22 protein-coding genes are annotated in these 26,601 nt (G+C 61.8%); 10 read left to right on the plus strand and 12 right to left on the minus strand.

Going from position 1 to position 26,601, the window contains the following annotated elements:
• Window positions 1-163: 163 nt before the first annotated feature.
• The 5 genes from HA46_RS02100 (at window position 164) to HA46_RS02120 (ending at window position 5,828) form a co-directional block, all read left to right on the plus strand.
• Window positions 164-1,147, plus strand: a complete 984-nt coding sequence (locus tag HA46_RS02100; RefSeq protein ID WP_033747366.1) for an arabinose ABC transporter substrate-binding protein — start codon at window positions 164-166, stop codon at window positions 1,145-1,147.
• A 60-nt stretch (window positions 1,148-1,207) separates the two neighbouring features.
• Window positions 1,208-2,728: an L-arabinose ABC transporter ATP-binding protein AraG gene (araG, locus tag HA46_RS02105; RefSeq protein ID WP_084882028.1), complete on the plus strand. Its 1,521-nt coding sequence runs from the start codon at window positions 1,208-1,210 to the stop codon at window positions 2,726-2,728.
• Window positions 2,729-2,742: 14 nt separating this feature from the next.
• A complete protein-coding gene (gene araH / locus HA46_RS02110; protein WP_033789918.1) occupies window positions 2,743-3,729 on the plus strand; it encodes an L-arabinose ABC transporter permease AraH in 987 nt (328 codons plus the stop codon).
• A 62-nt stretch (window positions 3,730-3,791) separates the two neighbouring features.
• Window positions 3,792-4,709, plus strand: coding sequence for an arabinose operon transcriptional regulator AraC (araC, locus tag HA46_RS02115; RefSeq protein WP_033789919.1), 918 nt, complete (start codon window positions 3,792-3,794; stop codon window positions 4,707-4,709).
• 78 nt (window positions 4,710-4,787) lie between these two features.
• Window positions 4,788-5,828: an oxidoreductase gene (locus tag HA46_RS02120; protein ID WP_033789920.1), complete on the plus strand. Its 1,041-nt coding sequence runs from the start codon at window positions 4,788-4,790 to the stop codon at window positions 5,826-5,828.
• Between the two features lie 140 nt (window positions 5,829-5,968).
• Here the strand turns inward: HA46_RS02120 and add are convergent, their stop codons facing one another.
• The 3 genes from add to malX all read right to left on the minus strand — a co-directional run bounded on the left by add (window position 5,969) and on the right by malX (window position 9,875).
• Complete coding sequence (add, locus tag HA46_RS02125) at window positions 5,969-6,967, minus strand: adenosine deaminase (RefSeq protein ID WP_033789921.1); 999 nt, start codon at window positions 6,965-6,967, stop codon at window positions 5,969-5,971.
• 134 nt (window positions 6,968-7,101) lie between these two features.
• Entirely contained in the window at window positions 7,102-8,286 is a 1,185-nt protein-coding gene (locus HA46_RS02130; protein WP_084882029.1) for a MalY/PatB family protein, read from the minus strand.
• A 5-nt stretch (window positions 8,287-8,291) separates the two neighbouring features.
• Window positions 8,292-9,875, minus strand: coding sequence for a maltose/glucose-specific PTS transporter subunit IIBC (malX, locus tag HA46_RS02135; protein WP_033789923.1), 1,584 nt, complete (start codon window positions 9,873-9,875; stop codon window positions 8,292-8,294).
• A gap of 181 nt (window positions 9,876-10,056) precedes the next feature.
• Between malX and malI the strand changes: the two genes are divergently transcribed.
• Window positions 10,057-11,091 (plus strand): Mal regulon transcriptional regulator MalI, encoded by a 1,035-nt coding sequence (gene malI / locus HA46_RS02140; RefSeq protein ID WP_084882030.1) that lies wholly within the window; start codon window positions 10,057-10,059, stop codon window positions 11,089-11,091.
• Window positions 11,092-11,105: 14 nt separating this feature from the next.
• On the opposite strand, the gene HA46_RS02145 is transcribed toward malI, so the two are convergent.
• The 6 genes from HA46_RS02145 to HA46_RS02170 are packed head-to-tail and all read right to left on the minus strand — an operon-like array spanning window position 11,106 to window position 16,853.
• On the minus strand, window positions 11,106-11,885 hold the full coding sequence (locus HA46_RS02145) for an SDR family oxidoreductase (RefSeq protein ID WP_084882031.1): 780 nt from the start codon (window positions 11,883-11,885) through the stop codon (window positions 11,106-11,108).
• A 10-nt stretch (window positions 11,886-11,895) separates the two neighbouring features.
• On the minus strand, window positions 11,896-12,984 hold the full coding sequence (locus HA46_RS02150) for a M24 family metallopeptidase (protein WP_084882032.1): 1,089 nt from the start codon (window positions 12,982-12,984) through the stop codon (window positions 11,896-11,898).
• On the minus strand, window positions 12,981-14,633 hold the full coding sequence (locus HA46_RS02155; RefSeq protein ID WP_084882033.1) for a GMC family oxidoreductase: 1,653 nt from the start codon (window positions 14,631-14,633) through the stop codon (window positions 12,981-12,983). Before HA46_RS02155 ends, HA46_RS02150 begins: the two co-directional genes overlap by 4 nt.
• Before the next feature lie 10 nt (window positions 14,634-14,643).
• The gene (locus HA46_RS02160) at window positions 14,644-15,468 is read right to left on the minus strand and encodes an MFS transporter (protein WP_143807571.1); all 825 of its coding nucleotides are present in this window, start codon (window positions 15,466-15,468) and stop codon (window positions 14,644-14,646) included.
• Window positions 15,444-15,968 (minus strand): MFS transporter, encoded by a 525-nt coding sequence (locus tag HA46_RS02165; RefSeq protein ID WP_084882035.1) that lies wholly within the window; start codon window positions 15,966-15,968, stop codon window positions 15,444-15,446. Before HA46_RS02165 ends, HA46_RS02160 begins: the two co-directional genes overlap by 25 nt.
• A gap of 30 nt (window positions 15,969-15,998) precedes the next feature.
• Window positions 15,999-16,853 (minus strand): MBL fold metallo-hydrolase, encoded by an 855-nt coding sequence (locus HA46_RS02170; protein ID WP_084882036.1) that lies wholly within the window; start codon window positions 16,851-16,853, stop codon window positions 15,999-16,001.
• A 140-nt stretch (window positions 16,854-16,993) separates the two neighbouring features.
• On the opposite strand from HA46_RS02170, the gene HA46_RS02175 reads away from it, so the two are divergent.
• Window positions 16,994-18,163 carry an ROK family protein gene (locus HA46_RS02175; RefSeq protein WP_084882037.1) on the plus strand — a complete coding sequence of 390 codons (1,170 nt, stop codon included), beginning with the start codon at window positions 16,994-16,996 and terminating at the stop codon, window positions 18,161-18,163.
• Between the two features lie 102 nt (window positions 18,164-18,265).
• Window positions 18,266-19,702: a sugar porter family MFS transporter gene (locus HA46_RS02180; RefSeq protein WP_033789931.1), complete on the plus strand. Its 1,437-nt coding sequence runs from the start codon at window positions 18,266-18,268 to the stop codon at window positions 19,700-19,702.
• A gap of 81 nt (window positions 19,703-19,783) precedes the next feature.
• On the opposite strand, the gene HA46_RS02185 is transcribed toward HA46_RS02180, so the two are convergent.
• Window positions 19,784-21,283, minus strand: coding sequence for a YdgA family protein (locus HA46_RS02185; RefSeq protein ID WP_033789933.1), 1,500 nt, complete (start codon window positions 21,281-21,283; stop codon window positions 19,784-19,786).
• A 132-nt stretch (window positions 21,284-21,415) separates the two neighbouring features.
• Window positions 21,416-22,591, minus strand: coding sequence for a mannose-6-phosphate isomerase (gene manA / locus HA46_RS02190; protein WP_084882038.1), 1,176 nt, complete (start codon window positions 22,589-22,591; stop codon window positions 21,416-21,418).
• A 194-nt stretch (window positions 22,592-22,785) separates the two neighbouring features.
• On the opposite strand from manA, the gene fumC reads away from it, so the two are divergent.
• Window positions 22,786-24,183, plus strand: a complete 1,398-nt coding sequence (fumC, locus tag HA46_RS02195; protein WP_084882039.1) for a class II fumarate hydratase — start codon at window positions 22,786-22,788, stop codon at window positions 24,181-24,183.
• Between the two features lie 43 nt (window positions 24,184-24,226).
• On the opposite strand, the gene tus is transcribed toward fumC, so the two are convergent.
• Window positions 24,227-25,153, minus strand: coding sequence for a DNA replication terminus site-binding protein (gene tus, locus HA46_RS02200; protein ID WP_033789938.1), 927 nt, complete (start codon window positions 25,151-25,153; stop codon window positions 24,227-24,229).
• Between the two features lie 216 nt (window positions 25,154-25,369).
• Here tus and HA46_RS02205 point away from each other — a divergent pair, with 216 nt between their 5' ends.
• Window positions 25,370-26,560, plus strand: a complete 1,191-nt coding sequence (locus HA46_RS02205) for an MFS transporter (protein WP_084882040.1) — start codon at window positions 25,370-25,372, stop codon at window positions 26,558-26,560.
• The last annotated feature ends 41 nt before the right edge of the window (window positions 26,561-26,601 follow it).

Here is a 26,601-nt window from a genome sequence, read left to right on the forward strand (position 1 = left end):
CATCCACTTTCCCGCTACAACTAGCCCAGCGTTTGCACAGGCTTTACGCATTCTCTTGTCTAACGCGCTGATTTTCATCTGTACCCAAAAAAGAAAATTGACTGGTAGCGTTTACACCGATTCGTTAACAGCAGGGAAAAACACCCTGGCTCCGGAGAGCATCATGCATAAATTCACTAAAGCGTTCGCGGCCATCGGCCTGGCAGCGGTTATGTCACATTCCGCTATCGCCGAAACCATGAAGCTGGGTTTTCTCGTTAAGCAGCCCGAAGAACCCTGGTTCCAGACCGAATGGAAATTCGCGGACAAAGCCGGTAAGGATTTAGGCTTCGAAGTGATCAAAATCGCCATTCCCGACGGCGAGAAGACCCTTAACGCCATTGACAGCCTGGCCGCCAGCGGCGCGAAGGGTTTTGTTATTTGTACGCCCGATCCCAAACTCGGCTCCGCTATCGTCGCCAAGGCGCGCGGCTACGATCTGAAGGTGATCGCCGTCGACGACCAGTTCGTCAACGCCAAAGGCAAGCCGATGGACAGCGTGCCGCTGGTGATGATGGCCGCCACCAAAATCGGCGAGCGTCAGGGGCAGGAACTCTATAAAGAGATGCAGAAGCGCGGCTGGAACGCCAAAGAGACCGGCGTAATGGCGATTACCGCCAACGAGCTCGATACCGCGCGCCGCCGCACCGGCGGTTCGATGGACGCGCTGAAAGCGGCCGGCTTCCCGGCGGCGCAGATCTATCAGGTGCCCACCAAATCCAACGATATCCCTGGCGCGTTTGACGCCGGCAACTCGCTGCTGGTGCAGCATCCGGAAGTGAAACACTGGCTGATCGTCGGCATGAACGACAACACCGTGCTGGGCGGCGTGCGCGCCACCGAAGGCCAGGGCTTTAAGGCGGCGGACGTGATCGGCATCGGCATCAACGGCGTCGACGCCATCAGCGAGCTGTCGAAAGACAAAGCGACCGGCTTCTACGGCTCGCTGCTGCCCAGCCCGGACGTGCACGGCTACAAGAGCAGCCAGATGCTTTATGAGTGGGTGAGCAAAGGAGCCGAGCCGCCGAAATTCACCGAAGTCACCGACGTCGTGCTGATTACCCGCGACAACTTCAAAACCGAACTGGCGAAGAAAGGGTTGATGTAAACCCGCGTACCGTGCCGCCGCCCGTCGGCGGCACCTTTACGGTAAACCAGAGGAGTTACCATGAATAGCGAGCCAACCTTTCTGTCGTTTCATGGCATCAGCAAGACTTTTCCCGGCGTTAAGGCGCTGCAGGATATCTCGTTCGACTGTCGCGGCGGCGAAGTGCACGCCCTGATGGGCGAGAACGGCGCAGGCAAATCGACGCTGCTGAAAATTCTCAGCGGCAGCTATCAGCCCAGCGGCGGCGAAATCCGCATTAAAGGCCAGCCGGTCAGTTTTCAGCATACCAGCGAGGCGCTGGATGCCGGCGTCGCCATTATCTACCAGGAGCTGCATCTGGTGCCGGAGATGAGCGTGGCGGAGAATATCTACCTCGGGCAGATTCCGCACAAACGCGGCCTGGTGAACCGCAAGGTGCTTCGCTACGAAGCGGGCCTGCAGCTGAAAAACCTCGGCATGGATATCGATCCCGATATGCCGCTGAAATATCTTTCACTCGGCCAGTGGCAGATGGTGGAGATCGCCAAGGCGCTGGCGCGCAACGCGCGCATTATCGCCTTTGACGAGCCAACCAGCTCGCTGTCGGCGCGCGAAATCGAAAATCTTTTCCGCGTGATCCGCCAGCTGCGCGCGGAAGGACGCGTGGTGCTCTACGTGTCGCACCGCATGGAGGAGATCTTCGCCCTCAGCGACGCCATTACCGTCTTTAAGGATGGCCGCTACGTGCGCACCTTTACCGACATGGCCAACACCCATCACGACGATCTGGTGCAGGCGATGGTGGGACGCAATCTTGGCGATATCTACGGCTATACGCCGCGTCCGCACGGACCGGTGCGCCTGGTGCTGGAGAAGGTCGAGGCGAAGGGCGTGCGCGAGCCCATCTCGCTCGAGGTGCGCGCCGGTGAAATCGTCGGCCTGTTCGGGCTGGTGGGCGCTGGACGCAGCGAGCTGATGAAGGGCATCTTCGGCGCGACCCGGCTGCGCGGCGGGCGCATTCTGCTGGACGGCGAGGTGCTGAAGTTGCGCGAGCCGATCGACGCGATCCGCGCCGGCGTGATGCTCTGCCCGGAAGACCGCAAAGCCGAAGGAATCATCCCGGTGCACTCGGTGCGCGACAACATCAATATCAGCGCGCGACGTCACAACCTGACCGCCGGCTGCCTGATCAAAAATCAGTGGGAGACCCGCAACGCCGACAGCCATATTCGCTCGCTCAATATTAAAACGCCTCACGCCGAGCAGCTGATCATGAATCTTTCCGGCGGCAACCAGCAGAAGGCCATTCTCGGCCGCTGGCTGTCGGAAGAGATGAAAGTGATCCTGCTGGACGAGCCGACGCGCGGCATCGACGTCGGCGCCAGGCATGAAATCTATAACCTGATCTATCAGCTGGCGAGCAAAGGCATCGCGGTGCTGTTCGCCTCCAGCGATTTGCCGGAAGTGATGGGCCTGGCCGACCGCATCGTGGTGATGCGCGAAGGCGCCATCGCCGGCGAGCTGCTGCATGACGCCGCCACGGAGCAGCAGACGCTGAGCCTGGCGATGCCTAAAACCACCCAAGCGGCCGCTGTGGCCTGACAGAGGAAAATATTATGTCTTCATCCGCAACTTCAGGTACGCCGCCGGTGCAGCAGCGCAGCGGCATGCGCTTCGGGCGTATCTGGGATAACTTCGGCATGCTGGTGGTGTTCGCGCTGCTGTTCGTCGCCTGCGCCGTCTTCGTGCCTAATTTCGGCTCCTTTATCAATATGAAAGGGCTGGGGCTGGCGATGTCGATGTCGGGCATGGTGGCATGCGGCATGCTGTTCTGCCTCGCCTCCGGCGATTTCGACCTGTCGGTCGCCTCGGTGATCGCCTGCGCGGGCGTCGTCACCGCGGTGGTGATCAACATGACCGAAAGCCTGTGGATCGGCGTCTTTGCTGGCCTGCTGATTGGCGTCGCCACCGGCTTTGTCAACGGCTTTGTGATTGCGCGTTTGAAGATCAACGCCCTGATCACGACGCTGGCGACCATGCAGATCGTTCGCGGCCTGGCCTATATCTTCTCCGACGGCAAGGCGGTCGGCATCGAAGATGAGCGCTTCTTCACCCTCGGCTTTGCAAACTGGCTCGGCGTGCCTGCGCCGATCTGGCTCACTATCGGCACCATGCTGATTTTCGGCTTCCTGCTCAACAAAACCACCTTCGGCCGGAACACGCTGGCGATCGGCGGCAACGAAGAGGCGGCGCGGCTGGCGGGCGTGCCGGTGGTGCGCACGCGCATCATCATCTTTATTCTCTCCGGTCTGGTGTCGGCGGCGGCGGGCATTATTCTTGCCTCGCGCATGACCAGCGGCCAGCCGATGACCTCGCTGGGGTATGAGCTGGTGGTGATCTCCGCCTGCGTGCTGGGCGGCGTCTCGCTGAAGGGCGGCATCGGCAAAATTTCCTATGTGGTTGCAGGCGTGCTGATCCTCGGCACCGTTGAAAATGCGATGAATTTACTCAATATCTCGCCATTCTCACAGTACGTGGTGCGTGGTCTGATATTGTTAGCGGCGGTGATTTTCGACCGCTATAAACAAAAGCATAAAGCCTGACGGCAAAAGGAGGCGGCGCCCAGGCGCCGCGCTCTGTTTAACCCTGACTGAGTGAGGACGTTATGTACCACCGTGAATCCACAGCGGCGCAGCAAAATCCTCTGTTGCCCGGTTATCCCTTCAACGCCTGGCTGGTCGCCGGGCTGACGCCGATTGCGGCCGACGGTCCGCTCGATTTTTTTATTGACCGTCCGCACGGCATGAAAGGCTTCATTCTTAACCTCACGATCAAAGGCAAGGGCCGGGTGTTCGACGGCGAAAACGGCTTTGACTGCCTGCCGGGCGATATGCTGCTGTTTCAGCCGAAAACGCCGCACTACTACGGGCGCGCCTCTGACAGCCCGGAGTGGCACCACCGCTGGGTCTACTTCCGTCCTCGCGCCTACTGGAACGACTGGCTGCAGTGGCAGGACGCGCGTGAAGGCGTCGGGCGGCTGCATCTCAACGAAACGCTGCGCGCCGAATTCGACCGCCTGTTCGCCAGCATCGAGCAAACCCATAATTCCGGCCGCCGCTTCGCCGAAGAGCTGGCGATGAACCTGCTGGAGCGCCTGCTGCTGCGCGCGGTAGAGGAAGATCCGCGCAGCCATCAGCAGGTGCGCGATCCGCGCATCATCGAGGCCTGCCAGTACGTCACCAACCATCTGGCCAGCGAAGTGAAGATCGAAGAGGTGGCGCGCCACGTCTGCCTGTCGCCGTCGCGCCTGGCCCACCTGTTCCGCGAACAGATGGGCGTCAATCTGCTGCGCTGGCGCGAAGACCAGCGCGTAATCCGCGCCAAACTGCTGCTGCAAACCACCCAGGAGCCGATCGCCAGCGTCGGGCGCGAAGTGGGCTACGACGACCAGCTCTACTTTTCACGCGTGTTTCGCAAACGGGTCGGCGTCAGCCCCAGCGATTTTCGCCGTCGCAATCAGGATGCGCAGGATACCCTGCTCGCGGAAACGCCCTGGCCGATGGCGCAGAGTGCTATCTCCTGATTTTTCGGGGGATTCCTGCTTGTTCTAACCGACGCTATGGTCTTAAATCAGTCGGGTATGCGAATAAGAGGAGTGATAATGAGCGACAAACTTCGTGTTGGACTGATAGGGTACGGCTTCGCGAGCAAGACCTTTCACGCGCCGCTGATTGCGGGCACGGCGGACGTCGAGCTGGCCGCCATCTCCAGTAGCGACGAAGGGAAAGTGCACGCTGACTGGCCGCAGGTAAAAGTGGTGGCCGATCCTCAGGCGCTGTTAGAGGACCCGTCGCTGCAGCTGATTGTGATCCCTACGCCCAACGATACCCACTTCCCGCTGGCCAAGGCTGCGCTGAACGCCGGCAAGCATGTGGTGGTGGATAAGCCCTTTACCGTGACGTTGTCACAGGCGCGCGAGCTGGAAGCGCTGGCGAAGGCCAAAGGCCTGCTGCTTTCCGTATTCCACAACCGCCGCTGGGACAGCGATTTCCTGACCCTGAAACAGCTGCTGAAAGAGGGCACGCTGGGCGAAGTGCGCTATTTTGAATCGCATTTCGATCGCTTCCGCCCTGAAGTGCGTCAGCGCTGGCGCGAGATGAAAGGCGCCGGCAGCGGCATCTGGTACGACCTGGGGCCGCATCTGCTCGATCAGGCGCTGCAGCTGTTCGGCGCGCCGGTCGCCATCAACGTCGATATGGCGGAGATGCGTCCCGGCGCGCAGACCACCGACTACTTCCACGCCACGCTGACCTATCCGCAGCGTCGCGTGGTGCTGCACGCCAGCATGCTGGTGGCGGCCGAGTCGCCGCGTTACGTGGTGCACGGCACGCGCGGCAGCTACGTCAAATACGGCCTGGATCCGCAGGAGGATCGGCTGAAGGCGGGCGATTTCCCGCCGGCCGAGGACTGGGGCTACGATATGCGCGACGGCGTCCTGACGCTGGCCGACGGCGAAGGCGTCAAGGAAGAGACGCTGATGACGCAGCCGGGCAACTATCCTGCCTATTACGCGGCGGTGCGCGATGCGATTAGCGGGCGCGGCAATAACCCGGTGACGGCGGAAGAGGCGATCCAGGTGATGGAGCTGATCGAGCTGGGACTGCAGTCGGCGGAGAAGCGCCAGACGCTCTCGCTGAAGTAACAGGCAAAGGTTAACTGCGCATCGGGCTGCATATATAAAGCCGTGGCCGGATCTCAGACAGCGGGAAACTTAAAACGCGGGCGATATCACCCGCGTCAGCACCTTACCGACAAACTAAGGCCGCATCCGCGGCCTTTTTTTTACGCCGGCACTTTATTGCGGATAGCGATTTTCTCGGCGTCGCTCAGGAAGGCGATGGTCAAACCGTTCTCCTGCGCCTGGCGGATCTGCGCGGCGCTCAGCCCGGCAGCGGGCGCGGCGTGCTGATACTCGTGCGCCAGTTCAATCCCCTGAACCGCCGGATCGTCGGTGTTGATGGTCGCCAGGATGCCGTGCTCCAGGAACTGTTTCAGCGGATGGTGCGCCAGCGAGGAGACGGTGCTGGTCTGGATATTGGAGGTCAGGCAGGACTCGATGCCGATGCGGTGCTCGGCGAGAAAATCCATCAGCGCGCGGTCTTCAATCGCCTTCACGCCGTGGCCGATACGCTCGGCGCCCAGCTCGCGGATCGCCTGCCAGATGCTCTCCGGACCGGCCGCTTCGCCCGCATGCACCGTGACGCGGAAACCGGCGTCGCGCGCCTGAGTGAAGTGGCTCAGAAACTCGCTGCCGGGAAAGCCCAGCTCGTCGCCAGCCAGATCGACGGCGGTAATATGATCGCGGTGCGCCAGCAGGCCTTCCAGCTCGCGCAGGCAGGCTTCGTCGCCGAAGGTGCGGCTCATGATGCCGATCAGGCGCACGTCGACGTTATATTTCTGGCAGCCCGCTTTAACTCCGTCGATGACGGCTTCCACCACGCCCGCCACCGGCAGGTTATGGTTCATCGCCATGTAGCCCGGGGAGAAGCGCAGCTCGGCGTAGTGGATGCCGGCGCGCGCCGCATCTTCCACATTTTCCAGCGCGATGCGGCGGCAGGCGTCGAGATCGCCCAGCACCTTAACGCCCCAGTCGAGCTTATTCAGGAAGCTCACCAGATCGGGCTGGTTTTCCACTACCTGAACGTGGGGACGCAGCGCTTCCAGCGTGGCGGCGGGCAGGGCGAGGTTGAACTGGCGGCCTAAATCCAGAATGGTTTGCGCGCGGATGTTGCCGTCAAGATGGCGATGAATATCGGTAACGGGAAGGCTGGAATCGAACATGCTGCACTCTCTGACAGGAATAAAAGTGCAGACCATTATAGAAACAACTTGCGCAACATAGCGAGCCCTTTGCGCAACCCGCGCCGCAACTGCTGGGATAGTAGGCGAAAGGGCGGCTGTTCAGCCGCCCGTAATCAAACCCCGAGCGCGTGCAGCGCCGCGATCAGGCGGTCCGCGCCATCCTCCAGCTTGCTGCGCGGACAGCCGGCGTTAAGGCGCAGAAAGCCCCGGCTTGCGTCGCCGTAGGTCGAGCCGGGCATTATCGCCACCTTTTGCCGCTGGATAAGCTGCTGCTGTAGCGCCGCCTCGTCGACGCCGAGCGGGTTGAGATCGATCCACGCCAGATAGGTCGCCTGCGGCGGCTGCCAGCCAAGCTGCGGAAACGCGCCGTTGAGCCGCTGCGCGAGCCACTGCATATTCGCCCGCAGATAGTCGCGCAGCGCGTCGAGCCAGGGCGCGCCGTGACGATAGGCGGCGATGTGCGCCGCGACGGCGAGAACCGCAGGGGACGAGAGGCCGTCTGCCGCCTTCATCTGGCGCAGAAACGCCTGGCGCTCGGCAGGGTCGGGAATGATTCCCCATGCGCCGGTCAGCGCCGGCACGTTGAAACTTTTCGATGCCGAGGTGAACAGCGCCCAGTCGCTGCGCGCCACTTCGCTCCAGGGCAAATGCACAACGTCAGCCATTACCATATCCATATGGATTTCATCGCTGATCACCCGCACCTGATAACGCTCGCACAGCGTCGCCATCTGCGTCAGTTCGTCGCGCGTCCAGACCTTGCCGGTGGGGTTGTGCGGGCTGCAGAGCAGCATCACTTTGCAGCCCGGCCGGGCAAGTTTCTGCTCCAGCGCCTGCATATCGCAGCGCCAGCCCCGGGCATCGCGCTGCAGCGGCTGCGCCAGAATCTGCCGTTGACTGGCAGTCAACAAGGCGTAAAAGGCGTCATAGGCGGGCGTATGGATTAGCACTTCGTCGCCTGGCGCGGTCCAGCGGCGTACCATCTGCGCCACCATGTAGATCACCGACGGCGCGTAGACCAGCGCGCTCTCATCCGGCGTCGCGCTGAATCGCGTCTGCATCCAGTGGCAGATCGCCGAGAGAAAGTCGCTATGCTGCCAGCGGCTGTAGCCGAACACGCCGTGGTCGAGCCGCTGCTGCAAGGTATCACGAATAGCGGGCGCGACGGCGAAATCCATATCCGAAATGGTGAAGGGCAGCAGATCCGGCGCGCCGAAGCGATCGGCGACAAAATCCCACTGCGTGCAGTAGCTGCCGCGCCGGTCGATCGCCTGGCCGAAATCAAAAGGTTTCGTCATATTCGTTACACCGTCACATTCATCAGCGACGCCAGCTCGTCCTTAACGGACTGCACTTGAGGTCCGATCACCACCTGCAGCGTAACCGGGCTGAGGTGCACCACGCCGATGGCGCCGTTGGCCTTGAGCGCGGCGTCATCGACCTTGCTCATATCGACGATGCGCAGGCGCAGGCGGGTCAGGCAGTTATCCAGCGAACTGATATTCTCCACGCCGCCCAGCGCGTCGAGGATAGCGGGGGCGTTATAGCCCGATTTGCCCGCGCCGGCGCGGCTCACCTGTCGCTCGACGCCGCTCTCTTTTTCACGCCCAGGCGTGGCGATATTGAAGCGGATGATGGCGAAGCGGAACAGCGCATAGTAGCCCGCGAACCACAGCGCGGCCGCGACCGGCACCCAGTACCATTTGGTGGCGAGGCCGTGCAGGATGCCGAACACCACAAAATCGATGATATTGCCGTCGGTATTGCCGATGGTGACGCCGAGCACCGCCATCAGCGTAAAGCCGAGCCCGGTGAGCAGCGCGTGCAGCAGATAGAGCGCCGGCGCGACGAACAGAAACAGGAACTCGATCGGCTCGGTGGTGCCGCCGACCACGCAGGCCACCACGCCGGAAATCAGCAGGCCCTTGATCTTATGGCGATTCTCCGGCCTGGCGCAGTGGTAGATGGCGAGCGCCGCGCCCGGCAAGCCGCCGAGAAACGCGGGCATTTTTCCCTGCGAGAGAAAGCGAGTGGCGCTTTCCGAAAAGCCATGCACTTCCGGGCAGGCGAGCTGCGCCTGGAAAATGGTCAGCGCGCCGCTGACGGTTTTGCCGCACACCTCCATGGTGCCGCCCGCGTCGGTAAAGCGAATAATCGCCACCAGAATATGCTGCAAACCAAACGGCAGCAGCAGGCGTTCGCCGGTGCCGAACAGCATCGGGCCAAAGTCGCCCGCGCCGTTGATCATCCAGCCGAGACCGGCGATGCCGCGCGCGAAGAAAGGCCAGATAAGCGGCACCGCCAGGCCGAGCAGGCCGGTAACCAGCAGGGTAATGATGGGAACGAAGCGCGTGCCGCCGAAAAAGGCCAGCGCGTCCGGCAGCCGGATGGTGTGGAAACGCTCATGCAGCCAGAAGACCACCACGCCGACAATCACCGCGCCGAGGATGCCGGTGTCGATCGCCTGGATGCCCAGCACCGACTGCACGTTGTTCGCCTTCAGCAGCGCGGCGTCGCTGGTGGGTAAAATGCCTTTTATCGTGAGCCAGAAGTTGGTGCTGAGATTCATCACCGTATAGCCGACAAAGCCGGCGAAGGCGGCAACGCCTTTATTCTCCCGCGCCATGCCGAGCGGGATGGCAATGGCGAACATCACCGGCAGAAAGCGGAAGGCGAAGGCGCCGGTAGCCGCCATCCAGACAAACAGATGCTGCAGCAGCGGCTGGTCCAGCAGCGGGATGAGCGTCAGCACGTCGCGGCTGCTGAGCGAGCTGCCGATGCCAAGCATAATGCCGCAAAACGACAGCAGGGCGACAGGCAGCATGAAGGTCTTGCCCAGACTCTGAAAAAACTCCCAGAGCGACAGGCGCGGAAGTGGAGCGGACATATTTTCTCCTGGAAAGAAAGTGGCGGCAGAATGAGGTGAAAAGATGATAAAACGTTTTATCACATGGTTTTGAGCGGCCTGTCACATTGTGCGCTCGCGCGGAAAGGTTAAGTTTATTCGGCAGGTTTAACGTTTTACCTATATGATACGGCCATGTAAGAGCTTTCCGCAGGCGTGCAACATGTCGCAGCAAAAAATCACCATTAACGACGTCGCCGAGGCGGCTGGCGTCTCCGTCACCACCGTTTCGCTGGTGCTGTCCGGCAAAGGCCGCATCTCTCCCGCCACGGCGGCGCGGGTCAATGAGGCGATCGAGCAGTCAGGCTATGTGCGTAACCGCACGGCGGCCGCGCTGCGCGGCGGCGCCAGCGGCGTAATCGGCCTGATCGTCAGGGATTTGAGCCAGCGGTTTTATGCTGAGATGACGGCCGGGCTCAGCGAGGCGCTGGAGGCGCAGGACAAGATGCTGGTGCTGGCCCAGAGCGGCGCGCAGGGGCGGCATCTGGCACGCTGCTTCGAGGCGCTGGTGGCGCAGGGCGTCGACGGCGTGGTGCTGGGCGGCGATGCGGGCAACGGCGCGGCGCTGGCGACGCGCGCCGCCGAGATCGGGCTGCCGCTGATCTGCGCCTCGCGCGCCAGCTATCTGGAGGGGACGGACAGCCTGCGGCCCGACAACGCGCTGGGCGCGCGCATGGCGACGGAATATCTCATCCGTCAGGGACATCAGCATATCGCCTGGCTGGGCGGCAGCGGCGCGTCGCTGACGCGCGCCGAGCGTATCGGCGGCTACTGCGCCACGCTGCTGCAGTACGGCCTGCCTTTTAAGCCGGAGTGGATTATCGAGTGCGAAGAGAGCCAGAAGGCGGCGGCCGAGGCAACCACGCAGCTGCTGCAGCGCCATCCGCGGCTGACGGCCATTATCGCCGCCAACGCCGCCACCGCGCTGGGCGGCTACTTCGCGCTGCTGCGCAGCGGGCGCACGCTGGGTCAGGGCGCGGTTGACAGCTATTACGCCCAGCAGATGGCGCTGGTGGGTTTCAGCGACGAGCCCCAGGCGAACCTGAGCGATCCGCCGCTCACCTTTGTCTGCAGCCCGGCGCGGGAGATGGGACGCGCCGCGGCGGCGCGCATCCTGCTGCGGCTGAGCGCGCCGGAGACCGCCAGCCAGCACATGATTTTGACGCCGAGCCTTATCGGCGGCGACAGAGTGCGATAAGCGCGTCGGCGCCTTTAGTCGTGATAGACCTGGCTCCGGCCGCCGTCGATCACAATGTCGGTCGCATTAATAAAACGCGCTTCGTCAGAGGCTAAAAACAGCGCGGTGTAGGCGACCTCGTCGGGTTCGCCGATCCTTTTGCAGGGCAGCAGATTTTGCTGTCTTTGCCGTTCCGCAGCCGGGTCCGGGCAGCTGGCCAGCCAGGCTTCCGCCGCGGGCGTCATGATCAGTCCGGGCGAAATGCTGTTGATGCGGATGCCCTGGCTGGCGTACTCCACGCCCAGCGAGCGGGTCAGGCCGATCAGGCCATGTTTCGCCACGGGATAGGGAAAGGCGCCGGGAATGATTTTATGTCCGTGCACCGACGCGACGTTGACGATATTGCCGTACTGGCGCTTTAGCATGCCGGGCAGCACGCTGCGTATCAGGTTGTAGGGGCCCTGTAAATTGACGTTGATACAGCGCTGCCACTCGTCTTCCGTCAGGGCGAGCGCGTCGCGAAAGACATTTACGCCCGCACAGTTGATCAGAATATCGATATGGCCGAAGGCGTCCTCAACCTGGCGGACGCCCGCCGCAACCTGTTCCGGCTGCGTCACATCCGCTACGCAGGCGATGCAAGGCTGGCCTGTTTGCTGCCGCAGCTGCGCCGCCAGCGGCTCCGTCGTCTCCGCCGTCAAATCAAGCAGCGCGACGCGCGCGCCTTGCCGGGCGAAGAGCGAGGCGATGGCGCTGCCGATGCCGCTGCCCGCGCCCGTTACCACGGCGGTCTTCTGTTTTAAACGTTCTGACATTTTCGCTTCCTTATGATGACAACGGTAAAATCAGCCAGTCGGCAAGCTGCCAGCGCTGGCCGTCGCGAGCGATCTCGATCAAAGGCCAGTCGCCGCTGCGGGTCAGCCATTCGACGCCTTCTTCAGTGACCAGCAGCGTATCTTCACTCTTGACGCCGCTCAGCGTGGGATTCCAGGCATGCGCGGTATCGGCCGCAATGCTGCCCGGGGTGTCCGGCGTGACAATCCAGTCGCGGCAGCCGTAGCCTGCCGGGCCGCCCTGATGGTGCTCGCGCCAGCCCTCCGGCCAGCCGTGGCGCCGGTAGGCCTGTTGAATCTGCGCAAAGAAATCCTGCCAGCGCCGGTTAATCGCGATCGCCTGAAGCATATCGGCATGGATGCTGGCAAGCGCGCCGATACGCTGCTTCAGCGCCTCATCGGGGTCGCCAATATGCACCATCCGGGTCAGGCTGACGTTAAGGCCCAGCCGCTCCGCGCCCAGAGTGATCAGCATCTTTCTGGCCAGGCGTTTCGTGCCCGGCACCGGATGTTTATACAGAGCGATGCGCTCGTCAGCCGCCACCAGGGTGCAGACGGGCCTGATGCCGCGCGCCAGACAGCGCCCGACGATTGCCGCTTCGACGTCGCGCTCGCTGATGCCCGGACGGAGCGTGCGCGCCACCTCTTCGACGATGCTGGCGGCTTCCCGGCCCAGCTGCCGGAAGCGCTGTTTTTCATCCTCATTTAGTCCCTGGCGCAGCCGGGGAAGCCGAGGTTCCATATTCAGCGTCGAGGCGAGCGGCGCGTCGCTGCCCAGCCGCGCCGGACGGCAGGCGGCCAGCGCCGTTTCCAGCGAGCCATACCAGGGATAGCGGCCGATCTCGCAGGCGAACGGCAGCGGCTCTTCCGCCAGAATGCGGGGCATTTCGTTCTCCGGCGCCAGCAGCCATACCCGATCGGGAAAAATCAGCAGGCTGCCAACGCCGATCTCCGCCCGCTCCACCACATAGTAGCTGGCGCCCTGGGTGAGCCAGGCGATGTTGTCACGGCGGGTGAGCAGCAGCGCATCCAGCTGCCATTCGGCAAGGGCGCGCTGCAGGGTTTCTAGCCTTTCGCTCATAACGCTACTTCCACGCAGGGCGTTTCTTCAACGACGCGTTCGCGCCCCGCAATCAGGTCGGCAGCGCGGTGCGCCACCGCCATAACGGCCGCATTGGTGTTGCCGCTAATGATATTCGGCATAATTGAGGCATCGACCACCCGGAGTTTTTCTAAGCCTCGCACCCGCAGGTCGGCAGTGACCACCGCCATGGGATCCTGCTCATGGCCCATGCGACAGGTGCCGACCGGATGGTAACCCGTTTTCACCATTCGCTTGCAGTGCGCTGCGATCGCCTCATCGCCTGTTACCTCGGCGCCGGGAAAGATTTCTTGCTCGATCATGTCGGCGATCGGCGATGCCGCTATCACGCCGCGCGCAAAATGGAAGCCGGCCAGCGTGCGGGCCAGATCGTCGGGATGACCGAAGATTTGCGTATCGATAACGGGCAGGGAGGCGGGATGCGCGTCGCGCAGCGTGACGCGGCCGGTCGCTTTCGGCCGCAGCAGCAGCGAGTTGATCGTCACGCCATGGCCCGGATCCCGGCCCATGACGTCGCGATCGAGATAAACGGTGGGCACGCAGAACATCTGTATGGTCGGCGTCGCGCTGAAATCGAGCGGATCGAAAAAGGCGCAGGTTTCCACGCCGGTGGTCGTCACCGGGCCGGTTTTGAACAGCAGATACTCGATGCCCGCTTTGATCATCGGCCAGCCGCGATCCTGGCCGTAATAGCCGAAGGCGCCGCGCGTGGTGGCCACCACCGGCACCTCATAATGATCCTGCAGGTTGCGGCCTACGCCGGGCAGGTGGTGACGCAGGGCAATGCCCCGTTCCGCCAGGTGATCCTGCGGCCCGACGCCCGACAGCATCAGCAGCTTCGGCGTCTGATAGGCGCCGGCCGCCAGAATCGTCTCTTTGCTCGCCTCGGCATGGTGGGTGACGCCATGACGTCGGTAGCGTACGCCTCTGGCTTCCGTTCCCTCGAACAGAATCTCCTCAACCTGCGCCTCGGTTTCAATCACCAGCCGGCTGTCATCGCGCAGCGGCGCGATAAAGGCGTCGACCACGCTGCAGCGCTTGCGGGTGCGCCAGTCGATGGTGTGCTGCATAAAGCCGACGCCGAACGGATTGCCGGTGTTGAAGTCGGGCGTATAGGGGATGCCCAGCGCCTGCATCGTTTTTACCCAGGCCCGGCTGAGCGGACTGAAATGGCCGAGATGCGATACTTTTAGCGGCCCGCCGACGCCGTGACTGGGCGCGCCGAGATGGTCGTTGTCTTCAATGGCGGTAAAATGGGGCAGCAGCGCCTCCCAGGACCAGTCGACGCCGGTATGGCGCAGCGCACGGTTCCACTCTGCGTAGTCCTGCCGGTGTCCGCGCATATAGACCATGGCGTTCACCGTCGAACCGCCACCTAATACTTTCGCCTGCGGCACGATGACGCCGCGCCCGTCGAGCTGCGGCTGCGGCTGGGTCTGATGCATGGTCAGGTATTTATCGCTGGCGAGATATTTCATATAGCCTGCCGGCATCTTCAGCACCGGATGATAGTCGCCGCTGCCGGCCTCTAACAGCAGCACCCGGGCGTTGCTCTCTTTTACCAGGCGTGCCGCCACGATACAGCCCGCGCTGCCGCCGCCTACTACGATGTAGTCAAAACCTTTCATCTTGTTACCTTTATTCCGATAGCGCCGAGTTCAGCTTGCGTAACCGCCTGGCGGCGGGGTTGTTCTGCTCGCCAGGGTCGAGCGGAGTGAGTAAAAAGCACCAGGAGGTGACCGCGCTGACGAGATAAAGCAGGGCGTAGCACCAGATGACGCCTTCGGTGCCGAACAGGGCGTTCAGGCCGCTATAGAGCGCGGGGCCAAAGAAGGTGGAGAGCCCCGCGGCGAAACAGTAAATCGCCATGGCGTTACCTTTGTCTTTCTTTTCGCACAGCGACGAGAAGAGCGCGGCGGCGGGCACATAGCCGCACAGCGTGATGCCGTACAGGCAGGCGAAGAGCACGCTGAGGGCGAAGCTGCCGCCGCTCCACTGCGGCACGAAGTACATCAGCAGCATCGAGATGCAGGAGCCGAGGCCGCCGAAGAAGGTCAGCACCTTGCGCCAGCCGATGCGGTCGCTCATTTTGCCGACGATGGGATTAAAGCTCATGCCGACCAGCCCCATGATGGTGATCAGGCTTAAATATTCCGTTTGCGAGAAGCCGATACGCTCGGTAAAGAAGCCCGGCAGAAAGATGAAGAAGCCAAAGTAGGGGGTGGTATTGATAATGCGCACCACGGCGGCGGCGGCGATGCGCGGTTCGCGCCAGAGAATATCGATACCGCCCATCAGCGTCCGCCAGACGCCCTGACGACGCTGCTCTTCATCCAGCAGCGGGCCATAGCCGGTGCGCTCTTTAACGGCGACCAGCATCACAACGATGCCTGACGCCACCAGCACCAGCGAGAGCCAGAAGGTGGCGTATTCGCCGATCATCCTGATGGAAAAAATCGCCACCAGCGAACCGAGCGTCGGCAGGCCGCCGGTAAGGCGAGCCAGAACCAGCCGGTAGCGGAACCGCGCATCTCCAGCGGCGCGGCGGACTGGATCCAGACTAAAAACGCATAGGCGAACATTGGGTAGGCGATGCCGCGCAGGCCGTAGGTCAGCGCGATGCCCACCACGCTTTGCGCGGGCAGCGCGAAGGCGAGAAACAGCAGCTCAAACACCACCCAAATCACGCCGCCGAGCAGCATGACCCGGCGCGGCCCGATCAGGGTCGAAAGCGAACCGGCTAACCAGGAGCCCAGCGTCACCGTTACGCCGTAAAAGGCGATCACCGCGGCGGCGATATCGAGGGTAAAACCGTGATGGCTCAGGTAGGGCGCCAGATAGTTGGATTCCACGCCGTCGCCGATCATAAAAAGCAGCACCGCAATATATCCCCAGGCGAGCGCCGGCGGGATGCCAAGGCGGCGCAGCACAGGCGAAGGGGCCGCGGAGGTTATTTTTGTCATAGCAGATGATTCCATGAGTAGGGTGTGGTTTCAGGCGAGATAGAGGAATCGCTCGCCTGGCATCAGCAAATGAAATTTCTTTCCGGGATAGCGGGTAAGCATGTCGTCGACGAACCAGGCGGGGTTATCGCTGTTGCAGCTAAAAAGATCGTAATGACAGGGCAACAGCAGATCGGCGCCGATGGCGTGGTGGAGATCCGCCGCATCGCGAAAACTCATATTCGGCATAATGCCGCGCCGGCCGCGGGCAACATCGCCGCCGTTGATGGGCAGCACGCAGATATGCGGTCTGAGCTGCGCCATCTGACTCTGCAGCGCCTCGGTCACCAGCGTATCGCCGCTGTGCCACAGGCTGAGCGCGCCGCTGCGGAGGTAATATCCTAAATAACGGTCGTTGCCCTCGTCATCGCGTTCGTAGTCGCTGTGCGCCGCGGCCACCGGCAAAATTTGAAACTCGCCCACCTCAATCAGGCTGCCGGTTTTCGCCAGCCGCACCTGACCGCCCAGGCGAGGTTTTTCCGCCTGTAAACGTCGGCCGTCAGGCGCCGGGATCCAGATAGGCAGCTGCGGCGCTTGTTCCGCCAGCGGCTCAAGCGTCGCCAGATCGAGATGGTCATCGTGAAAATGGGTAATCAATACCGCATCGCACACCGCCAGCGCCTCTGGCGGCAGCACCGGCGGGAAGCGGCGCACGAACTCCGTGTCGGGATGTCGGCGTTCGATGGCGTCGCTTAAGTAGGGATCGATCGCCACCAGATCGCCGGCGTGATTTTTAATCATCATGCCGGCCTGTCCCAGACTCCAGACGGCCAGCGCATGGCAGGGCACCTGCGTGGCGGTGAGTTCTGCCGCCAGCTGATGCGGGTCGCGAAGAGCAAAGGCCATGGTTTCTTCTCCGGGCTAAAGGAACCCGCACTCTAAAACAAGCGAATAGCAGAGGCTGGAGGGAAGGTCACAGAAGTTAGTTAACGCTGTTTACTGATTCAGGCGATACTGTCTGTCTTACCCTCTGAGGCGCAAACGCAATGAAGCAGATCGGCTTAAACAATTTTCAGGTGCGCAAACACAATAAAACGCTGTTTATGAGCCTGATGTGGCGGCATAAACAGGTCAGCAAATCGCAGCTGGCGCAGCTAAGCGGGCTAACGATCCCCGCCACCACCAAAATACTGGACGAGCTTATCGGCGAGGGGAAAATCGTTCATTCCGACGTGGCGCTGAGCCATCGCGGCGTCAACGGGGGCAGCTATCAACTGCCCACCGTCGGCCCCTGGACGCTCTGCATGTGCATTACGCCGACGCGTATCGAGTACCAGCTGGCGGATGCGCAGCTGGTCGCGCAGGGCGACTGCCGGCAGAAGGCGATCGACGCTGCGACCCCCGACGCGCTGCTAAAGGAGACAGAGGCGTTATGGCGACAGGTCTGCCAGCAGTGGCCAAAGAAAAAAATCAATCTGGCGCTGGCGGTGCATGGCCAGGTCGATCCCGTCACCGGCGTCTCGCAGCATATGCCCCAGGCCGCCTGGAAGGCGCCGGTCGAGCTGAAATATTTGCTGGAGGAGCGGCTGGGCATTGAGGTCAGGGTAGACAATGACTGCATCATGCTGGCGCTGGCGGAAAAGTGGCTGAACCGCAATCAGCAGAGCGAATTCTGCGTCATCAACGTCGACTACGGCATCGGCTCCTCTTTCGTCATCAACGGCGAGATTTTTCGCGGCAATCTTTATGGCAGCGGGCAGATCGGCCACACCATCGTCGATCCGCTGGGCCGCCGCTGCAGCTGCGGTCGTCGGGGCTGTCTGGAAACGGTGGCGTCGCTGAGCGCTATGAAGCAGGCGGCCCGATCTATTGACAGCGCGGCGCCGCCGCTGACGAATCGCGAACTCTTCGCGCTCTGGCAGCGCGGCGACGCCTGGATTATCGACTGGGTGAATCAGGCGGCCGAAGCGATCGGTATGAGCCTGTATAACTTCCTGAATACGCTGAATATCAACCAGATATGGCTCTATGGCCGCAGTTGCGCCTTCGGCGAAAGCTGGCGACAAACCATTGTGCGGCAGATCGATTTCAATCCTTTCGATCCGCGCGACAGCGTGAAAAACAGGGCGACCAATATCCATTTCGGCCAGCTGGATCGGGCAAGCCAGCTGCTGGGCATCGGTTATCTCTACGTTGAAAACAGCGTGACCGCCTGACTTAGTAAACTCCTTTAACTAAAATCTGTGAGCCTCTGAACTTTCACTCTGCGTGAAGGGTGGTCATATAGCCGCACCTTGACCCTCCTGCGGAGTAGCGACGTGAAACAACAACAACAGCTTTTTATGCGTTATGTGTGGGGAATCTGCCTCGTGGCGGCGTGCGGCGGCTTGCTCTTCGGCTATGACTGGGTGGTGATCGGCGGCGCCAAACCCTTTTATGAAGCCTGGTTCGGCATTACCGATCCGGCGACCTCCGGCTGGGCGATGAGCTCGGCGCTGGTCGGCTGCGTGGCCGGCGCCGTGGTGTCTGGCTGGTCGGCGGACCGGTTCGGCCGCAAAATCCCGCTGATGATCGCTGCGCTGCTCTTCGTTACCACCTCGATCGGCACCGCGCTGGCCAGCAGCTTCGAATTCTTTGTCTGGTGCCGCATTTTGGGCGGCGTCGGCATCGGCATCGCCTCGGCGCTCAGCCCTATGTATATCGCGGAGATCAGCCCGGCGGACAAGCGCGGCAAGTTCGTTGCGGTTAATCAGCTGACGATTGTCATCGGCGTGCTGGCTGCGCAGCTGGTGAACCTGCTGATCGCCGAGCCGGTCGCCAGTCAGGCTACGCAGGAGATGCTGCGTCAAAGCTGGAACGGCGAATATGGCTGGCGCTGGATGTTCGCCTCCGCCGCGATCCCCTCGACGCTCTTCCTGGTGCTGATGTTTTTCGTCCCCGAATCGCCGCGCTGGCTGGTGATGGCGGGCAAAAAGGAGCGCGCCCATGCCATGCTGAGAAAAATCGGTCCGGAGCCCTATGCGCTGCAAACCCTGTCGGAAATTTCGCTGGCGGTTGAAAAGGATAAAAGCGCGACGCGCGCCTCTGTCGGCACGCTTTTCGAGCCCCGCATCGCGCCGGTGATGGCGATCGGCATCGTACTGGCGGTGTTCCAGCAGTGGTGCGGCATCAACGTCATTTTCAACTATGCGCAGGAGATTTTCGCCTCCGCAGGCTTCGATATCAACGGGACGTTGAAATCGATCGTCGCCACCGGCCTGATCAATCTGCTGGCGACGCTGCTTGCGCTGCCGCTAGTGGATCGTCTGGGCCGACGCAAACTCATGCTGCTGGGCGCGGGCGGCTTAACGCTCTGTTACGGCCTTATCGCCTCCGCCTATATGTTGGGCATGCTGGGATGGCCAGTGCTGATTCTGGTGCTGGCCGCTATCGCCATCTACGCGCTCACGCTTGCGCCGGTGACCTGGGTGCTGCTGGCGGAAATCTTCCCGAACCGGGTGCGCGGGCTGGCGATGTCGGTGGGCACCCTGGCGCTCTGGATCGCCTGCTTTATCCTGACCTACACCTTTCCGCTGCTCAACGCCGGGCTGGGCGCAGCGGGCAGTTTCCTGCTCTATGGCCTGATTTGCGCCGCAGGTTTTCTGTTCGTCGTGAAAAAGGTGCCGGAAACCCGCGGCGTCACGCTGGAGAAACTGGAGGAGCAGCTCACGGGCGCGCCGCTGCCTGCGGCGAACACCGCGCGTAACGAGGCGTAGATGATCAGCGCAGGGAAGTGCAGAAGGTGGTAAGGCTGGTCACGCGAGGTGACCAGCCTTTTCATCGCGAGGCGCGATTGCTTACTGCGGCATGCCTTCGCTGGTGGGCAGGCCGAGCATATAGCGCGACATAAACTGCTCCAGCGTCATGGTGTCGCCGTTCATGTTCACCTGGCCGCCGTTGTACTGCAGGCTGGTGACGATATTGTTATCCTGCTGCTGGGTCAGACGGAACATCTGGCCCATCGCCGCCAGGCCTTTCACCTGCTGATCCGCCAGCTTCTGCGCGTCGTCGCCGGTATACCCCTCTGCCAGGCCGACGTTGCGCATCACTTCGGTCGCCATCGGCATATTGATAACCAGTTTGGCCGATAAGCTCTTCAGCACGCGATCCACCATGCCGGAGAGATTTTGCGGCTGTCCGGTAACGGTCGCGGGATCGTTGAAGTTAGCAGTGAGGTTAAAGGTGCTTTCGCCTTTCTCGTTTTTCCAGCTCAGCGGCGCGATGCTTATCATCGGCGCGCCTTTCAGCAGCGTCGGCAGATTATTCATCAGAATAGTGTTGACGCCGGCCTGATAGCGAATCGGATCGTTCGCGAGGCCCGGCTGATTCAGCAGGTCCTGCATCTGCGCGTGATAGTTATCGGAGAAGGTTTTCACCGCCTGGGCGTCGAACTGCGCCAGCTTCATGCTCAGCTTCGCTTCGCCGAAATCGTTGTTCTGCAGGTGCACGTTGTCGACGCGATAGTCGATGTTGCCGCTGATTTTGCCCGCTTTGTTGTCAAACGACGAGGTGCCGTTGAGCTTTTGCAGCGTCAGCGCATCCTTGCCGTTGACGCTGGCGTTGAATTTCTCCAGCTCGACTTTCTGATCGCCGATGCGCACGCCTTCCGGCGTCAGGTGGGTATTGCCGCTCACCTTCACGCCGTTAGCGGTAAACAGCACCGGCATGCCCATCTCGTTTTTGCTGGTGATGGCGATGCTGTCGATATCGCTGTCTACTGAGACTTTATCGCCTTTGCTGTCTGCGCTGACGTTCAGCGTGCCGCCGTTGGTCGCCACGCGCTGGCCGGTCTGCGCATTCTGATAATTAACCGGCAAAAAGTGCAGGGCGGTGTCGGTCGCGCCGCTATAGCCGATGCGCGTATCCGCATTCGCCGGCGATTTATTGTCGGTCAGGGCGAACAGGTTTTTCAGCGCATCGGTGTTTTCCAGCTCGGTGTGCACCGACGCCATGCTCGGGATCAGCGTAAAGCGACGCAGCTGGGCGAACGGGAAGGGGCCATGGTCGATGGTTTCGTTAAAGACGATGCTCTGGCCAGGCTTCAGGAACGCGTTATCTTCGGTCTGCGAGTTGGCCTGCAGCACCAGCTTCGCTGTGCTGCTGAATACGCCGCGCTGGTAATCCTGATAGCTGAGCTTGAGGCGGCTGTTGGGCGCCAGGGCGTTGAGCTGCGTATTGGCGTTCTGCACCAGTTCATCCATATGGCTTTCCAGCTGCTTACCGGTAAACCATGCCGCGCCGGTCCAGATTACGCCCAGGGCGATAATCACACCTACGGCAACGTTGGTCTTTTTCATTGCTGAGTCGTCCTTATCCTTGTGTCCGCTTACGCCGCTGTCCGACGTCCGGCGAGGGAAGAAAAACGCCCGCAGGCGTTTTTCGCTAATAGATTGAAATAATAGCAGTTAGGGCCAGTTTCGTCAGCCGAATCAGCGCAATGCGTTAAAAACGCGCGCCAGGCGACCGCTACCAACGGCTTTCAGCGCGCCGTCGCTGGCGGGGACAAAGCAGGATTCTCCCGGCCGCAGCGTCAGCTGCTGCTGGCCCAGCGTCAGCGTCGCCTCGCCTTCGATGCAAAACAGGATCGCCGCGCTCTCCTGCGAGAGGGTCTGCGGTTCGCTGTCCAGCGCGTGAATGGCGAAAGCGAAATCCTCCACCGGAATCGGGAAGTTCAGGGCGCGATCCTGCTGTTGCGGCTGGGTCAGCAGCTGCGACGCCGGTTTTGACTGAAACTTGACGTTGGCGAGCAGCTCGGGAATATCGATATATTTCGGCGTCAGGCCGGCGCGCAGCACGTTATCGGAGTTGGCCATCACCTCCAGCGCCACGCCGTTGAGGTAGGCGTGCGGCGTCTCGGCGTAAAGAAACATCGCTTCACCCGGCTGCAGCGTAATCACGTTCAGCAGCAGCGGCGAAAACAGTCCGCTGTCGTCCGGGTAATCGGCCGCGATCGCCTTGATGGTCTCCCACGGCTGGCCGTCGCGCGCGTTGAGCGCGGCTTTCAGCACGCCCAGCGCCAGCGACTTCGCCTCGCCCTGCAGCGACAGCAGGGTGGTGAACAGCGTCGCCAGATTGTCGCTGTCGGGATGCTGCAAAAAGTGGGCGATCTGCGGATGCGCGCCCGCCACCGGCTGCAGCAGCGAGGCGATCTCCCGCAGCTCGCGAAAGCCGTTCATCGCCTGAAAAGGGGTCAGCGCGTAGACCAGCTCCGGCTTATGGTTGGCGTCTTTATAGTTGCGCTCCGCCGCGTTGAGCGGGACGCCCGCCGCGTTCTCGCGTGCGAAACCCTCTTCCGCCGCGCTTTTGCTGGGGTGGACCTGAATCGACAGCGGCCGATCGGCGCACAGCACCTTAAACAGGAAAGGCAGTTCGCCAAAGCGTTTCGCCACCGCATAGCCCAGCGTCTCCTCGGGCGCGGCGTCGATGACGTCGCGCAGCGAGCGACGCTCGCCCTTGACCTCAACCTGAGAAGGACTTTTGGGATGCGCGCCCATCCACAGCTCCGCCATCGGCGCGCCGCTGGGATTGGCGATGCCGTAGAGTTCCGTTAAGGCGGTTCTGCTACCCCACGCGTAATTTTGCAGCGAATTGACCATTTTTTGCATAATTAACCCTTTAATCACGGGAAGTTATTGCGCCTATTAAAGCAGAAAATGATGGGGTTAATACATATGAAGTGCAAACAGCGCGACAGACTCGCATAATGTTAAATTCTTGTATGTAAGAATTCTTGCGCGTCCAGTGTTCTTCCCGCGCTGGGCGAACAATCACCACAACCTGTGCTAAAGGAGACGTAGACATGGCAGCCACGCGCATTGAAAAAGATTCAATGGGGCCCATTGATGTACCCGCAGACAAGTTATGGGGCGCGCAAACGCAGCGCTCGCTGGAACACTTCCGTATCTCGACAGAAAAAATGCCGACCGAGCTGGTCTACGCGCTGGCGCAGACCAAGCGCGCCGCCGCCACCGTCAACCGCGATCTCGGCCTGCTGCCGGCTGAACGCGCGGACGCTATTATCAAAGCCGCCGACGAGGTGCTGGCCGATCGGCACAGCGGCGAGTTCCCGCTGGCGATCTGGCAAACCGGCTCCGGAACCCAGACCAATATGAACATGAACGAGGTGCTGGCCAACCGCGCCAGCGAGATCCTCGGCGGCGAACGCGGCATGTCGCGCCTGGTGCACCCCAACGACGACGTCAACAAAAGCCAGAGCTCAAACGACGTCTTCCCGACCGCAATGCACGTGGCGGCCGTGATCGCGCTGCGCGAAAAGCTGATCCCGCAGATTGAAACGCTGAAGAAAACCCTGAGCGACAAGTCCAGCGCCTTTCAGGATATCGTCAAGATCGGCCGCACCCATCTGCAGGATGCCACGCCGCTGACCCTGGGCCAGGAGATCTCCGGCTGGGTGGCGATGCTGGAGCATAACCTTCGGCACATTGAGCAGAGCATTCCTCACGTCGCCGAACTGGCGCTGGGCGGGACCGCCGTCGGCACCGGGCTGAATACCCATCCGGAATATGCGGTGCGCGTGGCGAAAGCGCTGGCCGAGCTGACCGGGCAGCCGTTCGTCACCGCGCCGAATAAATTCGAGGCGCTGGCGACCACCGATGCGCTGGTGCATGCGCACGGCGCGCTGAAAGGGCTGGCGGCCTCGCTGATGAAAATCGCCAACGACGTGCGCTGGCTGGCGTCAGGCCCGCGCTGCGGCATCGGCGAACTCTCTATTCCGGAAAACGAGCCGGGCAGCTCAATCATGCCGGGCAAGGTCAACCCGACCCAGTGCGAAGCGATGACCATGCTCTGCTGCCAGGTCATGGGCAACGATGTGGCGATCAATATCGGCGGCGCGTCGGGCAACTTCGAGCTGAACGTCTTCCGGCCGATGGTGATCCACAATTTCCTGCAGTCGGTACGCCTGCTGGCTGACGGCATGGACAGCTTCAACCACCACTGCGCCGTCGGCATCGAGCCGAACCGCGACCGCATTTCGCAGCTGCTCAATGAATCACTGATGCTGGTGACCGCGCTGAATACCCATATCGGCTACGACAAAGCGGCCGAAATTGCGAAGAAGGCACATAAAGAGGGGCTGACGCTGAAAGGCTCTGCGCTGAAGCTGGGCTATCTCACCGAAGAGGAGTTTGACGCCTGGGTGCGTCCGGAAGAGATGGTCGGCAGCATGAAGGCGTAAGCCGCCGTCGTGATAAAAGGCCGGCGCTGCCGGCCTTTTTACGTTATATCGGGCAGTCGACCCACAGGTGCAGCCGCGGGATCAGCAGGTTGAGCGGCTGGGCCGCCGGCTTATAGCGGTGCTGCACGTTATCCGCGTTATAGTTCAGCAGTTCACCCAGCACCGGCACCTGGCTGCGGTCGCGACACAGCACGACGATCGGCGACGGGCAGGCGAGCTGCGTCTGTTTTTTTTCGTCGGCGCGCCAGACGCGCGCGATCGGCTGCACCTTCACCGGGCGCTTGATCTTCAGCCGCGCGGTGGCGGGCAGGGCGCGCACGCTCTCCAGCTCATCCTGCACTTTTTCCGCCCACTGCTCGCGCGTCCAGGGCGCCTGCGCGCGGTTCGCGCTGAGGCTCTTTTCGAGCTGCGCGATAATCTCTTCGCGCTTCACGTTTTTGATCACATGCTTGTTGGCCCAGCCGAAACGCAAGCTGTCCGGCGCCTGCAGCAGGGTAATAGTGCGATAGGCGTTAAGGGTAATCAGGCCGCGCAGATGCTGGTGCACGAACTCAAAACGCGCCTCGCTCGGCAGGCCCGATTCCACCGTGATGATCTGCTCCAGCCGCGCCTTGTATTGATTTACCTGCGCGATCTGGTCGATAAGGGCGGTTTCGCGTTCGCCGTCGGCTTCAATGCAGAGCGCGCCGGGCAGGCGCACGGCCGCTTTGGTGCTCAGCTTTTCTGACTGGTGCTGCATAAAAAGCCGGCAGAAGTGCGCCAGCGCCATCTCGCGTGCGGCTTCGCCCAGATGCTGCTCAACGGCGATTTCGGTCACAGCGTCATGTTCGTGCCCTTTTTCTATCGGCGGCAGCGAGAACACCCGCGCGATCAGCAGCGGCTGCGCCATGATCATCTCGCGCAACTCGCCCAGCGACGCCTCGAGGCGGTTGGCGCAGTCATGAAGGTCGGAAATCAGATCGTAACGCATTAGCGGTCCCCATAGTTACAACATGCCTTACTCTGACAGAGAGCGGCGCTGCATGCAATCTGTTCTATTAGTTACAGCATACTAATGAGAGCCAACCATGAAACCGTGCGGCCTGACGGCTAAACAGGCAAAGCGAGGCGAGCGGCGCCGTTTCGGTTTTTTCCTTATCTCATAACATGTTATAAAAGACGCTATCTGTGCAAAAGGGTGGCGAATGTGAATCAACGGAATAAACCCGGCGTGCTGGCGGTAGTCGTGCTGGGGCTGGTGCAGATACTCTCCTGGGGCGGCTCGTTTTATCTGATGGCGGTCATGGCGGCCCCGATCGTCGCGGAAACCGGCTGGTCGCAGCAGTGGGTCTACGGCGCGCTGTCGCTCGGCATTCTGGTTTCCGGCCTGCTGGCGCCGCTGAGCGGACGCATTATCGCGCGCACCGGCGGCCGGATGCTGCTGGCGCTGAGCGGGGCGGTGATGGCGGTCGGGCTCGCGGTGATGGGCTTAAGCCATTCGCTGCCGCTGTTTCTTGGCGCCTGGGTGGCGATCGGCGTCGGTATGGCGATGGGACTCTACGACGCGCTGTTTGCCACCCTGGGCACGCGCTACGGCAGCCAGGCGCGCAGCGCCATTACCAGCATTACGCTAATCTCCGGCTTCTGCACCTCGCTGGTGTGGCCCGGCATCGCGTTGCTGATTCATCTGCTTGGCTGGCGCGGCGCTTGTTTCGCTATCGCCGCGATGCTGCTGCTGCTGGTGCTGCCCGCCTATTTTTACGCGCTGCCGGATAAAGCGGCGCCCCTCAAGCCGAAAGCAGCGACACCGACGGCGCCTGCGCCGCAGAGCGATATCGCGCCGTCGCTGTTCTGGCTGCTGTGCGCCATTTTTACGCTCGCTTCGGTGATCATGACGGCAATCTCGGTACAGCTGATCGCTTTGCTGCAGGCGAGCGGCTATACGCTGGCTGCCGCGCTGGGACTCAGCGCCATTCTGGGGCCGTGCCAGGTGGGATCGCGCATCGTCGATATTTTGTTTAAACGCGGCCATCCCGTCTGGACCGCCTTGTTCTCGGTGGGGCTGGTGGCGCTCGGTCTGCTGTCGCTGGCGCTATTCCCGCGGCTTGCGCTGCTCAGCATGGTGCTTTACGGTGCGGGAAATGGCCTGCGCGCCATCGTGCGGGGAACTTTACCGCTGGCGATGGTCAAACCGGAGGCGTATGCCGTCGTCGTTGGCAGGATGGCGCGTCCGGCGCTTATCGGTCAGGCGCTGACGCCTCTGGCGGGCGGGTATCTGTTTGAAACCTTCGGCGCGTCCGCTACGCTGTGGACGCTTTGCGCGCTGGCGCTGCTTAACGTGGCGCTGGTGATGCTGCTGAAAAACCGGCTGCCGTCGGCGCCCCCGGCGGCGCGTTAAGGGCAGGGCGGAGGCTTGCGCGGCGCGGGCTGAACAGCTTG

Origin of the sequence: Pantoea septica (assembly GCF_002095575.1) — a bacterium.
Classification (GTDB): domain Bacteria; phylum Pseudomonadota; class Gammaproteobacteria; order Enterobacterales; family Enterobacteriaceae; genus Pantoea; species Pantoea septica.